Consider the following 13,148-nt stretch of genomic DNA (forward strand, 5'->3'; position numbering starts at 1 on the left):
TCCGAGGTGCGCTCTAGGCTCGTGCGGTGGGTATCGCAGAGTGGGTCGCGCCGCGGCGCCTCGGCCGTGACTTCCGGTGGCTGTTCGCTTCGTCGCTGACGAGCAACATCGGCGACGGCATCGCCCTCGCAGCCGCGCCGCTCCTGATCGCGTCGATGACCGATTCGCCCATCCTGGTGGCCTCCGGTGCCGTCATGCAGTTCCTGCCGTGGCTGCTGTTCGGACTCCACGCCGGCGCGATCGCCGACCGGGTCGACCGGCGCATCCTGATCATGGTGGCCAACGGCATCCGGGCTCTCGTGCTGATCGGTCTGTGCGTCTTCCTCATCACCGGACTCGCCAGCATCTGGATGGTGCTGATCGTGGCCTTCCTCTACGGCACCGCCGAGGTGTTCGTCGACACGACCAGCAGCACCCTGCTGCCGATGATGGTGCGCAAGAGCGACCTCGGGATCGGCAACGCGCGGCTGCAGGCCGGGTTCCTCGTGGCGAACCAGCTCGGCGGCCCGCCCCTCGGTGCCTTCCTGTTCGCCATCGGGTCGTTCTGGCCGTTCGCCGTCCAGGGGCTGTGCGTCGCGCTCGCGATCGTCCTCATCTCGCGAATCACGGCGACGAAGAGAGTCGAACCAGTGGATGCAGCGCGTGAGCGGACCGCGGTGCACGCCGACATCCTGAGCGGCATCCGCTGGTTGTGGTGCAACCCCCCTGTGCGGACGCTTGTGATCATCATCCTCACTTTCAACGTGACGTGGGCCGCGCCCTGGGGTGTGCTCGTGCTGTACGCCACCGACTACCTGCAAATGGGTCCCGTCGGGTACGGCGCGCTGACCACGGCCTCGGCCATCGGGGGACTGGCGGCGACGCTGCTGTTCGGAAGGCTGGAACGACGCTTCTCGTTCGCCGCGCTGATGAGGGTGTGCCTTACTGCGGAGGTCCTCATGCACCTCGCGTTCGCCCTGACGACGTCCGGCGTCGTGGCGTTCGTCATCATGATCGCGTTCGGCGCCTACGCGTTCGTCTGGGCGACCATCTCGACCACGGTCCGCCAGCGCCTGGTTCCACACGAGCTGCAGGGACGCATCGCCTCGGTGAACATGGTCGGTGTCTTCGGCGGCCTCGTCATCGGTCAGGCGCTCGGCGGGGTGATCGCGCAGGTCTGGGGGCCGACGGGTCCTTGGTGGTTCGCGTTCGTGGGTGCCGCGCTCACCCTCTTGTTGGTGTGGCGTCCCATCACGCACATCGCGGCAGCACCGCCGGTCATCGAAGACGACGAGAACGAAGCCGTCCCGGCCGGCTGAGCGGCCTACCGATCGTCGAGCGCGGCCATCGCATCGGCCAGCACGCGCGCGACGGGCCACGCGCCGTCGGCCGTGTTGCTCATCACGGTCGCCGTCGTCGAGGTCGGCGGGTGATGCACGGAACGGAACGACGCTCCCACGTCGCAGCCCTCCAGCACGACGCCGGCCCCCGTCTCGGTCAGCCAGAAACCCAGGCCGTATCTCATCTCCTCGTCTTCGACCCGGGAACGTGGCGCCGTCATGAGAGCCACGGACGCGGGGGAGACGATGCGTCCGTCGAAGAACGCTCGCCAGAACCGGTGCACGTCGGCGGTCGTGGTCGAAGCGCCGCCGTCGCCGCCGGCGCGGACGGGCAGGTGCAGCGTGTTGACCCGCAGTCCCTCGTCGAAGACGTAGCCGCGGGCATGATCCGCGCCGAGCTCGTCGGTACGGGGGAAATCGGTGTCGGTGAGGCCGGCCGGGGCGATGACGAGGTCATGCACGACCTCGTGGAACCCGCGCCTCGTCACCCGCTCGATGATGATCGCCAGCAGGACGTACCCGCTGTTGCAGTACGAGAAGGTCTCGCCGGGAGCGGCCCGGGGCGGGATGCCGTCGAGCAGGGGAAGGAACGCTTCCGCCGTCGTCAGCGTGTGCACGGGCACTCCGAGGAAGAACTCCGACACATCGAGATCGTCGTCCTCGTCGATGTAGTCGCCGATCCCCGACGTGTGGCCGAGGAGATGCTCGACGGTGACGGCGTGGTCGATGAGCGGAAGGTCGTCACCGAGCAGGTCTCGGACCGCTGTGTCGAGCGCGAGATCGCCCTCTTCCACGAGCCGCATGATCGCAAGCGCGGTGAACGCCTTGCTTCCCGATGCGATCGCGAATCGTGTGGCCTCGCTCGCCGGCGTCCCGTTCGCGCGGTCAGCCAGTCCGTGCGCGCTCCGCCATACCGGAGCGTCGCCCGAGTCGACGCTGATGACCCCGGAGAACGGCGCACCTGCGATCGCGGACCTCAGCGCCCGCTCGTCGATGATGTCGCTTTCCAACGTGCTCATCCCCCCACTGTGCCAGCCGCACTGCGGCCGATGCGACCGGCACAAGCGGCGTCGGGTCGGGCAGTCGTCACGGCTCCACTCCGAACCGGTGGCTCAGCGCGGCGTAGCTCAACGCCGTGAACGTCTCCGGTTCGGTCAGGAGCATGTCGCGGAGCCGCGACTCCTCGATCCACTGCGCCGCGCGTGACCCGTCGCCGGTCGCGCGCGGTTGCCCGGACGCGACGGCGTCGACGACCGCGAGCACAGACGGATAGGGCCCCTCGATCATCTGCACCAGCTGCACGCTCTCGCTGACCTGCACCGTGTCGCCGAGGAGTTCGTGGTCGCTGCGGTGGCCCCGTACGTCCACGTCGACGAGACCCGTCTCCTCGTGCAGCTCGCGTGCGGCGCACGAAGCGATCGACTCGTACGCCCGCCACTTGCCTCCGGGGAGTTCCCAGCGCCCGCTGTTCGCGGGATCCGTGTCCGGTTTCCAGCGTTGCTGCAGCAGTACCCGAGACGGATGCTCGCGGTCGCGGGCGAGCACGTACACGTTGAGCAGTACCAGCTTTTCCATCGTCATCGATCCTTGCTCTCACTGATCACTGTGCCAGTGGCGGCGGATGATCGCGAGCTCCGTCGCCACCGACTCCTCCCCAGGGAGAGACCGCACGGGGGGACGATCCTGCCACTACCGTCATGGACTCACGTGCACCGCGTCAGTTGACTGGGACCGGTCACAGTCACCGCAACGAAGGAGTTTGCATGACCACCCGAAGCACAGCAGCCATCACACGCATCACCGTCGGAGCCGGCGTCGTCTTCTCGCTCGCGATCACCGCGGGATGCTCGAGCGCGCCGGCCGACGGCGAAGCGAACCTGACCTGGGACGACGCCATCGGCGCATACGAGATCGAGCCCGAGATCGCCAGCGGGGAGGCGCCGCTGAAGGTGTGGGTCGAATATCCCGAGTACGGCGAGGCGCTCGTCGAGGCCTTCACCGCGGTGCATCCCGACATTCGCATCGAGCTGACGACGGTGTCTAAGGTCGACGCGGTCGCGAAGATGGAGCTCGACGGTGAGGCCGGAACCGGTGCGGACGTCTACTTCACGAATTTCACCGACCTGTCCGGCGCGATCGACTCGGGCGTCGCGGCCCCGTTGGGCGAGTATGCCGACGACATCACCTCGCGGGTGGGCGACTCCTTCGCCGGCGTCGTCAGCCGCGACGGCGAGCTCTACGGCGTGCCCGTGTCGACGGAGTCGATCGCGCTGTTCTACAACAAGACCCTCCTGGAGCAGCTCACCGGTTCCATCGAGCCCGCAACGACCTGGGAGCAGATCCGCGAGCTCGCCGCCGCCTACAACGATCCCCGCGCGAACCGCTGGACGATCCGCTGGCTGAGCGGCCAGCTCTACTACGCCTACCCGGTGCTCAGCTCGCTCGGCTGGCATCTCAGTGCCGACGAGGGGGCTCCGGGTCTCGACGCGCCCGCGCTCGCCGCCGGACTCGAGTACTACGGCGCGCTACGCGATCTCTGGCCGGTCAACTCTGCGGATGCCACCTGGGACTCCATCGAGATGGAGTTCGCGAAGGGACAGACCCCTTACGTGATCACGGGGCCGTGGTCGATCGGTGACTTCACGGCCGGGGCAGCGGAGAACGGTTTCGAGTTCGGAGTGACGACCCTCCCGTCCGTTGAGGGCGGCGGCGACGCGGCGACCCTCGCGGGTCTCGGCGTCGGCGTCGTCTCGGGCTACTCCGAGCATCCCGGTGCCGCGCGCGTCTTCGCAGCCTTCCTCGCGTCGGATGAGGCGGCCGCCGCGCTGTACCGAACGACGGGTGGTATCCCCGCGCTCACGAGGCTGAATGCCCAGTCCACACCGGGACTGGCCGATGACCCGTATGCGAACGGCGTCCTCGCACAGGCCGAGCGGTCCGACCTCGTGGCCGACGTGGGAGACGCGCTCTGGACCGTCGGCAACAGCCTGGTGGCGAGCGTGTGGGACGGCGTTCTCGACCCGGCGGCCGCCCAGGATCAGGCTGTCAGCGGTTACGTCGACCTGACCGGGTTGGGGGAGTGAGTCCTCACGGACCCGGAGCGAGGACCGCCGCCCCCTGGTCGCTGGGGCTCTCCTCCGTGCTGGTGCCCGGGCTCGGGCAGCTGCTCAATCGCGAGTGGGGCAAAGGAGTCATGCTCCTGGCCGTCGGCGGCACGGCGGTGGCCGCTGAACTGCTGACGGGCCACTACGCCGACCTCTCGGGCTACACGCCGCGCACCCACGGCGGGTTCTTCGTCCGCGGAGTCTGGGGGCTCGTCACCCTCGGCGCGCAGCCCCGCACGATGACGGTGGCGGGTCTGTCGCCGGGCGACCATTCGATCGTCCTCATGATCAACGGCATCATCGCGGTGTTCGTTCTCGCGCTGATGACGGCGGTCACCGTCTGGGCCGCGCGCGATGCGGCGCGGACCAGACGCCGGTTGCTGACGACCGGAGAGCGTCTGACCGCGGCTGAATGGCTGCGCTCTGCGCGTCAGACGGCCTTCCCCTACCTCGTGCTGGCGCCCACCCTGGTGCTCCTGCTGTTCGTCACCGCACTGCCCGTGGTCTTCGGCATCCTCATCGCGTTCACCGACTACAGCAGCGACAACCTGCCGCCGATGCAGCTCGTCGACTGGGTCGGCATGGCGAACTTCGGGCAGCTGCTCGGCGTCGGATCGTGGAGCGCGACGTTCTTCGGCGTTCTCGGATGGACGGTGCTGTGGGCGCTGCTCGCGACAGCCACGACCTATGCGCTCGGGTTCCTGCAGGCCGTGATCGTCTCGAGCAGGCGCGTCCGACTTCCTCGACTGTGGCGGAGCATCTTCTTCCTGCCGTGGGCGGTTCCGGCGATGATCTCCGCCCTGGTGTTCCGCTCGATGTTCAACGGTCAGTTCGGGCCGATCAGCCAAGCCCTCGTCGACCTCGGGATCACGCACGAGCGGGTGATGTGGCTCACCGATCCCGCGAACCCGTGGCTGGCACGGCTCGTCGCGCTCCTCGTGAACCTCTGGCTCGGCTTCCCTTACTTCATGGCGCTCATCAGCGGGGCGCTGACGAACATCTCGCCGAGCTACTACGAGGCGGCGCGCATCGACGGCGCCTCGGCCGGTCAGCAGGTGCGGTACCTGACGCTGCCCATCGTGCTGCGCGCCACCGCGCCGCTCATCGTCCTGTCGTTCGTGGCGAACTTCAACAACTTCGGGGTCATCTACTTCCTGACCCAGGGCGGCCCCGCGAACCCCGACTACCGGTACGCCGGCAGCACCGACATCCTCATCACCTGGCTCTACAAGCTGACCCTCGACAACGGGCTCTACGACATCGCCTCGGTCATGTCCATCCTGATCTTCGTCATCGTCGGGAGCTTCTCCGTCTGGAGCCTGCGTCGTTCGAAAGCGTTCACCGATGCATAGAACCCGGAACCGATTCGTCACCGTCCTGATCCACGTCGAGCTCGTCGTGGTCGCCGCGATCGTGCTCTACCCGTTGGCGTGGATCGTCGGCTCCTCACTGGGGTCGGGTCGATCGCTCGCACAGGCGTCGGCGATCCCCACCGATCCGACCCTCGCCAACTACGTGCGGCTGCTGACGGACACGCCTTTCGCCACCTGGTACGGCAACTCGCTCGTCGTGGCGGTGTCGAACATGGTGCTGAGCGTGCTGCTGTCGGCGATCGCCGCCTACGTCTTCGCCCGATTGCGCTTCGCCGGGCGAAGACTGGGGCTGCTCGCGATGCTCGTGATCCAGATCTTCCCGACCTTCATGACGGCGATCGCGATCTACATCCTCTATCTCAACTTCGGTCTGCTCGACAGCCTGGCCGGCCTGGTGATCGCGAGTGTCGCAGCAGCGGTGCCCTACAACGTCTGGCTGCTCAAGGGCTACCTCGACGGCATCTCCACGAGTCTCGACGAGGCGGCCGTGCTCGATGGTGCGTCGCATCTGCAGATCTTCACCCGCATCCTGCTGCCGCTCATGACTCCGATGCTGACCTTCGTGGCGGTGACGCAGTTCGCGGTGCCGTGGATGGACTTCATCCTGCCGCGTCTGCTGATCAGCAGCCCGCACAACTACACCGTCGCGATCGGACTGTTCCAGCTGATCTCGGATCAGACCAGGAACGACTTCACGACATTCGCGGCCGGGGCGATCCTCGTCGCGGTGCCCATCACCGTGCTCTACATGGTGCTCCAGCGATATCTGGTCGCGGGGCTCGCACAGGGAGGAGAGAAGGAATGACGACGACATCACTGCAGATCAGAGGTGCCGACGTGTCGATGACCGCCGAGGTCGAGGCGCTCGGGGGATGGTTCTCGGATGCCGCGGGCGCGAGGGATCTCTTCCGGATCCTCGCGGATCACGGGGTCAATCTCGCGCGTCTCCGGGTGTGGGTCGATCCCACCGACGCGGAGGGTCGCCCGTACCAGGGCGGCACGAACGACCTCGTCACGACGCTGCGGCTCGCCGAGCGCGCGCGAGACGCCGGCCTCGGCCTGATGATCGATCTGCACTACAGCGACTTCTGGGCCGATCCCAAGAAGCAGTCGATTCCGCGTTCGTGGGCGGGGCTCGACTTCGATGGCATCTGCGACGCCGTCGCCGCGCATACCGACGAGGTCGTCACGGCCGTGCGCTCGAACGCGGGTAGCCCGGAGTGGGTCCAGGTCGGCAACGAGACGACGAACGGGATGCTGTGGCCATTCGGTCGGACGCCGCGGTACGACCTCGACAGCCGCGCGTTCGAAGCGGTCCCGGACGACGAGGCGCGCGATCAGTACGACCGCCTCGCCCGCTTGCTGCAGTCGGGTTCGAGTGCCGTCCGTTCCGCCGATGCCCGCTCGCGGATCGTGCTGCATCTCGACGCCGGAGGGGCCGCCGATCTCTACCGTCGCTGGTTCGACGAGATCACGGCGCGCGCCGTCGACTTCGACGCGGTCGGGCTGTCGTACTACCCGCTGTGGCACGGGTCGATGCACGACCTCAGCGCCAATCTGCATCAGATCGTGGAGCGCTATGCGAAGGACGTCATCGTTGTCGAAACCGCGTATGCCTACCGTCCGGACAACCCGGCGGGCGCGTCGATGTTCGATGCGAGCTCGCCGGCGGCGGTCTATCCGCCCTCTGTGGCGGGCCAGGCGCGCTACCTCGACGACCTCGCCCGGGTGGTTCGCGGTGTCCCCGAGGGGCGTGGCCTGGGCATCGTGTACTGGGAGCCCGCATGGCTGCCCGTGCCGGGGACGTCCTGGGCGTCGCCCGCGGGCATGGCCTACGGCGATGATGTAGCCGAGCCCGGCAACGGCTGGGCGAATCAGACGCTCTTCGACGAGCGGGGGTCCGCGCTCGAATCATTGAGCGCACTCGGGGCGGCACACGGTCGGCCCCGGTCAGCGAGAGAGGAAGACGAATGACGCATCGATCTCGACCACGCGCATCGGCGCTGGCCACGGTGGCGGCGCTCGCACTCGTCGCGGCGGTGCTGCCGACGACGACGGCGACGGCCGCGTCCGACCCCGACGACTTCGTGATGGGCGGCGATCTCGGGATGATCCGGGAGGTCGAGTCGCTCGGGGGGACGTTCTCCCGTGACGGCGTCGCGGGCGATCCGATCGACATCATGGGCGATGCCGGCATGAATCTCGCTCGGCTCCGCCTGTGGGTCGATCCGTACACGGTCACCGGCGAGCCCTACGGCGGCGGCACGAACGACCTGACGACGACGATCGCGACCGCGCAACGTGCCCAGGCCGCGGGGATGGACATCCTCCTCGACTTCCACCTGAGCGACTGGTGGGCTGATCCCGGGACGCAGACCGTGCCCAAGGCCTGGCGAGGGCTGACCTATCCGCAACTGGTGTCGACCGTTCGCGCGTACACCGAGGACGTCATCGACGCGATGCGGGCGGCCGGAGTGGTGCCCGACATGGTGCAGATGGGCAACGAGATACCCGCCGGCATCCTGTGGGACCACGGGCGCGTCGGCAACGGTGTCGCCGACTTCACACAGCTCGCCGGCCTGCTCAAGGCGGGGATCGCGGGAGTCGACGCGGCCCTCCATGCCGGCGAGGATGTCGAGGTCGTCCTGCATCTCGATCACGGCGGCGACAACGCCCTGTATCGCTGGTGGTTCGACGCGATCACGGCGCAGGGCGTGCCCTTCGACATCATCGGGCTGTCGTACTACCCGTTCTGGCACGGCACCATGGGGCAGCTCGCCGTCAATCTCAACGACATCAGCTCGCGGTACGGCAAGGACGTCCTGATCGTCGAGACCGCGTACGGATGGACACTCGGCGACGGCGACGGTCTCGGCAACTCCTTCTACACGGCGGAGGCGGCGGCAGGCGGCTACCCCGCGACCGTGGCAGGGCAGACGGCGTTCCTCCGAGATCTCCGCGACATCGTCCGCGCGGTCCCGGACAGCCGCGGCCGCGGACTCATCTGGTGGGAGCCTGGCTGGTTGCCCGTTGCGGGTGCCAACTGGGGCACCGAGGCGGGGAAGGCCGACAACGACGACCCCGGCGTGCTGTCCAACCCGTGGGACAACCAGACGCTGTTCGATTGGGCCGGCGAGGCGCTCGCGACACTCGACGTCTTCGGCGAGACGCCGCCGTCGAGCCTGGCCGTCAACGGCGGCTTCGAGCAGGACGGGTACACGAACACCCCCACGGGTTGGGGCGTGTGGTCGCCCGGGGGCGCGCACGCCGACGCGGTGTTCACACAGGATCCCGCGGTCGTGGGCTCGCTCAAGCTCACGTTCTGGAAGTCGACGCCGTACACCGCGTCGGTGTACCAGACGCTCAGCGGGCTGCCGTCGGGGCTCTACCGGGTCTCGGCGTGGACGCTCAACAGCGGCGGCCAGACCTCCGCCTATCTGTACGCGAAGAACTCCGGTGTACCCGAGCGTCAGTCGGATCTCCCGGTGAGCGCGGGTGATTGGAAACGGGTCTCGCTCGAGGTCCCGGTCACGAACGGCACCCTCGAGTTCGGGTTCTACACCGAGGCAGCGGGCGGTACCTGGCTCAACATCGACGACGTCCGCGTCGAGCGGATCGGTTGACGTTCGCTAGGCTCATCCTCCGTTCGGGGAGGAGAAGCGGTGACGACGAAGCAGCGCGCCCGCGAGGCCGCGCGGCAGGTTCTGCTGCATCCGCTCCTGTGGGGTGCGCTCTGCATCGTCGTGGCCGTTCCGCTGCTGGGCACCGCACACGATTTCTGGGGGTTCCTCCTCTGCCTGTTCGCCGGGTGGTCCGCGGCCCACGCGCTCGTCAGGTGGCTCCACACCATGCCCCGGACGCTGTCGGTCGCGCTCCACCTGGCGGCCTCGGTCGGCGTAGGGGTGCTGCTGTTCGCGACACTCGCCGATGACGGATGGCGCGGCATGCTCCCGCCTGCGATTGCCGCGGCGCTCGGGTTCACCGCCGTCCCGGCGGCGGGCTGGATCTGGCTCACGCTCGTCGGCCGGGTCTCCGGGGCCGTCGCCGCTGCATCGCGCCGCCGCGCAGCGGCGCTCGTCGTGCCGCAGTGGGAGCGGGTCGGTGACGTCTGGAACCTGCGTCTCCCCGTCGTCGCTCTGCGCTCGCCGGTGTACATCGCGACGGTCGCGACTATCGCCGTCCTGGGCGCAGGTCTCGTCGTAACGGTCACGGTCGTGTTCGACGACATCCTCGTGCGGGTGGGCCCCCTGCTGATGCTTCTCGTCCTCGGTTGGGGGGTCGCGGCACCCGCCTACCTCGTGCTGCGGGCGATCGCCCACCATCGGACCGCGGATGTGGTGATCACCGTGGACGGATCCCGCGACTCGCAGACCGTCCGGGTGGCGCGCTCGCCCGAGGCGGAGGTCCTCTTCGAAGCCCCGGTGGGCGGCATCCGGTCGCTGCAGCTCTCGGCGCGCACGAGCCCGGTGCGTATCGTCATCCGTCCGTTCCACGGGTCTGGTCTCGTCCTCCTGGTCGGCCTCGCACGGCGGCGCCCCGACGCGGCCCCGACGTTCGCGCTGCCGCCCGCGCATCTGATCGACCGACTCGGGTCGGCGGGCCTCGTCCGACGTCCTCCTCATCGCTCGGGAAACGGCGACGTCGTGCTCGAGAGCACCGGTGGTGCCGCGCCCGGGTGAACTCGGACGTGCGGTACCGTCGAGGGTCGCCCGACCCTGACGAAAGGCCCGTCGCTCATGGACGCCCTGATCTCCGTGATCGGTATCGCTGCGGCCGTCGTCATGCTCCTCGTCGCGACCGCGAGCGCCCTCCTGGCTCGATCTTCCGACATCGCTGCCGCGTGGCGGGGCGAACGCGCCACGGTGCTCTTCGTCGTATCGACCCAGCGCTGGCGTCGAATCATGGTGCGGGTCTGCGGCGGAGTGATGCTGCTCGTCGGCGTCATGAATCTCCTCGCGCCGATCACACGTCCGGAGGACTCGCCGGCGAGGCGGCTCGTGGGGATGGGCGCCTTGCTCGTCGGGGTGTCGCTTCTCTGGCTCGCGCACGGGATGAGTCGGATGCGTCTCGAAGTGGCCCCGCAGGCGGTCTTCGTCTCGCGTGGCTTCCTGCCGCCGATCCGGATCGAACTCGCGGACATCACTCGGCTGCGCCCGCACGCGGCTCATCGGTACAGCGGGGTTCTCGCGAAGTGCGAGCGGCGGACGGCCTTCACGGCAACCTCGGCCATGACGGGGTACGGACAGCTCCTGGCACATCTGAAGGCCGAGCGCCCCGACCTCTTCGGTCCGGGCGGCTTCCGCTGACGCGACGAGGCGGGACGAAGCCGGCTTGACCCCGCCGCTACGTCAGGGTGCTGACTGGCGGCATGAGAATCGCCCCAGTGGCCTACCTGGCCTCGTACTTCCTGTCGCTGCTCGGCAACTCCGTCGCCGCAGTCGCCCTCCCGCTCATCGTGCTGCAGTCGACGGGCAGCGTCCTGGGCGCCGGTATCCTCGCCGCCGCGACCGCTGTCCCCGCCGTGGTCGCCGGCCTGTTCATGGGGGTCGTGATCGATCGGCTCAACCGGCGCACCTCTTCCGTCGTCACAGATCTGGTCTCCGCCGCGTCGCTTGCGGCCCTTCCGATCGTCGACCTCGTCACCGGGCTCGACATCGGCTGGTTCATCCTCTTCGGGGTGATCGGTTCGCTCGGTGACGTGCCGGGCCTGACCGCGCGCGAAGCCCTGCTGCCCGCTGTGGTGCGGTACTCGGGGGCATCGTCCGAACGGCTCGTCGGCTTCCGCGAGGCCCTCGGCGCGCTGGCGCTGATCGTCGGGCCTGCCGCCGCGGGAACGCTGATGGCGTTTCTCCCGGGATCGGCCGTGATCTGGCTCACGGCTGCGGCATCCGGCGCCGCCGCCCTCGTCACGCTGCTCATCCCGGGCCGCGTCGGGGTGATCACCCCGCGCGTCGACGCTGCACCGGAGGCCGGCGGCTGGCGGATGCTGCGGGACGGTTGGCGGATGCTGCTGCGGACACCGTTCCTGGTGGTGACCACGGGTCTCGGCCTCATCACGGTGCTGGTCCTCGCGCCTCTGCAGGGACTCATCCTTCCCGTGTACGTCACACTCGTCGGCCGCCCGGAGATGCTCGGCTTCGTGCTGAGCGCCCTCGCGATCGGGATGCTGGTCGGCGGAACGGTCTTCGCGGTGCTCGGTCGCCGCGCAAGCCGACGCGTCTGGCTGATCGTGGGTCTTCTCGGCAACGCCGCCGGGTTCGTCGTGATCGGGACGCTCGCATCGATCGAGGCGGTGTTGGTCGGGGCCGTCATCGTCGGCCTGTGCGGGGGCGCGTTCGGCAGTCTCATCGGCGTGCTGATGATCGAGCGCATCCCCGACGATATGCGCGGACGGATCATGGGAACGCAGAACGCCCTGACCACCGGGGCCCCGGCCGCAGGATTCGTCGCGGTCGCGCTGCTGACCGAGCATCTCGGAGTCGAGGTCGCTGCGCTTCTCGTCATCTCGCCCTGGCTCATCGCTCTCGTGTGGGGGCTCTCGACCCCGCACCTGCGTAATCTGGAGCGGCGGCCGGACGGCGAAGAAGCGGGGGTGGTCGTCGGTGCAGAGCAGTGAACTCGCGCGGCTCGCGGGAGTGACGGTGCGTTCGCTTCGCCACTGGCATCAGATCGGGGTCCTGCCCGAGCCCGCGCGCAGCTCCAACGGGTATCGGGACTATGACGCCGTCGACCTGGTCCGGGTGCTGCGGATCCGGCGACTCGCGTCGCTGGGGATGCCGCTCGAACGGATGGGATCCGTGCTCGACCGCGGCGACAGCTCTGCGGGGCTGCTCGACGACCTCGACGCCGAGATCTCGGCGCAGATCGCCCGGTTGACCCGTCAACGTGAGCTGATCGCGCGGATGCGCGATGCCGGAGCGAGCCCGGATGTCCCGCCCGAGCTCGCTCCCGTCGTGAGCGCGTTCGTGGCAGCGGGGCTCTCGCCCGAGATGGCGCGGTTCGATCGCGACCAGGCGGTGCTCCTCGCACACCTCGCCGGAGAGGAGGGGATGCCGCAGCTCGTGCGGGTGTACGAGCACCTCGCAGTCCCGGCGCGTGCCCGAGCGGCCGCCGATCTGATGAATCGCTTCGGTGCGATCGACGACGCGACGGATGCCGCTGTGGTCGAGGGGATCGTCGATGAGCTCGTCGACGCCTGTCTCGGACTCCTGGGCGAGATCGATGAGCCGGGCATCAGAAGCCGCCTGACCCGTGCTGCACACGTGCTCAGCGAGTACGCCGAGGAATCCCTGAACCCGCGGCAGCGTGCGGCGCTCGACAGCGTCGAGAGCCGACTGGCCGCGAGTTGAGGC

General features: G+C 68.7%; 12 protein-coding genes. 10 read left to right on the forward strand and 2 right to left on the reverse strand.

The window, feature by feature from the left end:
• The first annotated feature begins 26 nt into the window (after positions 1 to 26).
• A complete protein-coding gene (locus tag AA0Y20_RS08445) occupies positions 27 to 1,298 on the forward strand; it encodes an MFS transporter (RefSeq protein WP_088380858.1) in 1,272 nt (423 codons plus the stop codon).
• 5 nt (positions 1,299 to 1,303) lie between these two features.
• On the opposite strand, the gene AA0Y20_RS08450 is transcribed toward AA0Y20_RS08445, so the two are convergent.
• Both AA0Y20_RS08450 and AA0Y20_RS08455 read right to left on the reverse strand, forming a co-directional pair.
• Positions 1,304 to 2,338, reverse strand: coding sequence for a serine hydrolase domain-containing protein (locus AA0Y20_RS08450; RefSeq protein ID WP_412938709.1), 1,035 nt, complete (start codon positions 2,336 to 2,338; stop codon positions 1,304 to 1,306).
• Between the two features lie 67 nt (positions 2,339 to 2,405).
• Complete coding sequence (locus AA0Y20_RS08455) at positions 2,406 to 2,894, reverse strand: NUDIX hydrolase (protein WP_412938711.1); 489 nt, start codon at positions 2,892 to 2,894, stop codon at positions 2,406 to 2,408.
• A gap of 188 nt (positions 2,895 to 3,082) precedes the next feature.
• On the opposite strand from AA0Y20_RS08455, the gene AA0Y20_RS08460 reads away from it, so the two are divergent.
• The 9 genes from AA0Y20_RS08460 (at position 3,083) to AA0Y20_RS08500 (ending at position 13,145) form a co-directional block, all read left to right on the forward strand.
• The gene (locus tag AA0Y20_RS08460) at positions 3,083 to 4,402 is read left to right on the forward strand and encodes an extracellular solute-binding protein (protein ID WP_412938713.1); all 1,320 of its coding nucleotides are present in this window, start codon (positions 3,083 to 3,085) and stop codon (positions 4,400 to 4,402) included.
• Between the two features lie 56 nt (positions 4,403 to 4,458).
• Positions 4,459 to 5,775, forward strand: a complete 1,317-nt coding sequence (locus AA0Y20_RS08465; RefSeq protein ID WP_412938715.1) for a carbohydrate ABC transporter permease — start codon at positions 4,459 to 4,461, stop codon at positions 5,773 to 5,775.
• On the forward strand, positions 5,768 to 6,601 hold the full coding sequence (locus AA0Y20_RS08470) for a sugar ABC transporter permease (protein ID WP_412938717.1): 834 nt from the start codon (positions 5,768 to 5,770) through the stop codon (positions 6,599 to 6,601). The genes AA0Y20_RS08465 and AA0Y20_RS08470 overlap by 8 nt, the downstream gene beginning before the upstream one ends.
• A complete protein-coding gene (locus tag AA0Y20_RS08475) occupies positions 6,598 to 7,770 on the forward strand; it encodes an arabinogalactan endo-beta-1,4-galactanase (protein WP_412938718.1) in 1,173 nt (390 codons plus the stop codon). The genes AA0Y20_RS08470 and AA0Y20_RS08475 overlap by 4 nt, the downstream gene beginning before the upstream one ends.
• Positions 7,767 to 9,419, forward strand: a complete 1,653-nt coding sequence (locus AA0Y20_RS08480; protein ID WP_412938719.1) for an arabinogalactan endo-beta-1,4-galactanase — start codon at positions 7,767 to 7,769, stop codon at positions 9,417 to 9,419. The genes AA0Y20_RS08475 and AA0Y20_RS08480 overlap by 4 nt, the downstream gene beginning before the upstream one ends.
• Before the next feature lie 39 nt (positions 9,420 to 9,458).
• On the forward strand, positions 9,459 to 10,475 hold the full coding sequence (locus AA0Y20_RS08485) for a hypothetical protein (RefSeq protein ID WP_412938720.1): 1,017 nt from the start codon (positions 9,459 to 9,461) through the stop codon (positions 10,473 to 10,475).
• A gap of 57 nt (positions 10,476 to 10,532) precedes the next feature.
• Complete coding sequence (locus AA0Y20_RS08490; RefSeq protein WP_412938721.1) at positions 10,533 to 11,102, forward strand: hypothetical protein; 570 nt, start codon at positions 10,533 to 10,535, stop codon at positions 11,100 to 11,102.
• A 62-nt stretch (positions 11,103 to 11,164) separates the two neighbouring features.
• The gene (locus AA0Y20_RS08495; RefSeq protein ID WP_412938722.1) at positions 11,165 to 12,412 is read left to right on the forward strand and encodes an MFS transporter; all 1,248 of its coding nucleotides are present in this window, start codon (positions 11,165 to 11,167) and stop codon (positions 12,410 to 12,412) included.
• Entirely contained in the window at positions 12,399 to 13,145 is a 747-nt protein-coding gene (locus AA0Y20_RS08500; protein WP_412938723.1) for a MerR family transcriptional regulator, read from the forward strand. The genes AA0Y20_RS08495 and AA0Y20_RS08500 overlap by 14 nt, the downstream gene beginning before the upstream one ends.
• Positions 13,146 to 13,148 lie beyond the last annotated feature (3 nt).

The organism is Microbacterium pratiae, from assembly GCF_047302165.1.
GTDB lineage: Bacteria > Actinomycetota > Actinomycetes > Actinomycetales > Microbacteriaceae > Microbacterium.

Bases quoted from the DNA above. Each gene is read 5' to 3' on its own strand.
- AA0Y20_RS08475 (WP_412938718.1), top strand. From the start codon at position 6,598: ATGACGACGACATCACTGCAGATCAGAGGTGCCGACGTGTCGATGACC.
- AA0Y20_RS08450 (WP_412938709.1), bottom strand. From the start codon at position 2,338: ATGAGCACGTTGGAAAGCGACATCATCGACGAGCGGGCGCTGAGGTCC.
- AA0Y20_RS08490 (WP_412938721.1), top strand. From the start codon at position 10,533: ATGGACGCCCTGATCTCCGTGATCGGTATCGCTGCGGCCGTCGTCATG.
- AA0Y20_RS08460 (WP_412938713.1), top strand. From the start codon at position 3,083: ATGACCACCCGAAGCACAGCAGCCATCACACGCATCACCGTCGGAGCC.
- AA0Y20_RS08470 (WP_412938717.1), top strand. From the start codon at position 5,768: ATGCATAGAACCCGGAACCGATTCGTCACCGTCCTGATCCACGTCGAG.
- AA0Y20_RS08495 (WP_412938722.1), top strand. From the start codon at position 11,165: ATGAGAATCGCCCCAGTGGCCTACCTGGCCTCGTACTTCCTGTCGCTG.
- AA0Y20_RS08480 (WP_412938719.1), top strand. From the start codon at position 7,767: ATGACGCATCGATCTCGACCACGCGCATCGGCGCTGGCCACGGTGGCG.
- AA0Y20_RS08455 (WP_412938711.1), bottom strand. From the start codon at position 2,894: ATGGAAAAGCTGGTACTGCTCAACGTGTACGTGCTCGCCCGCGACCGC.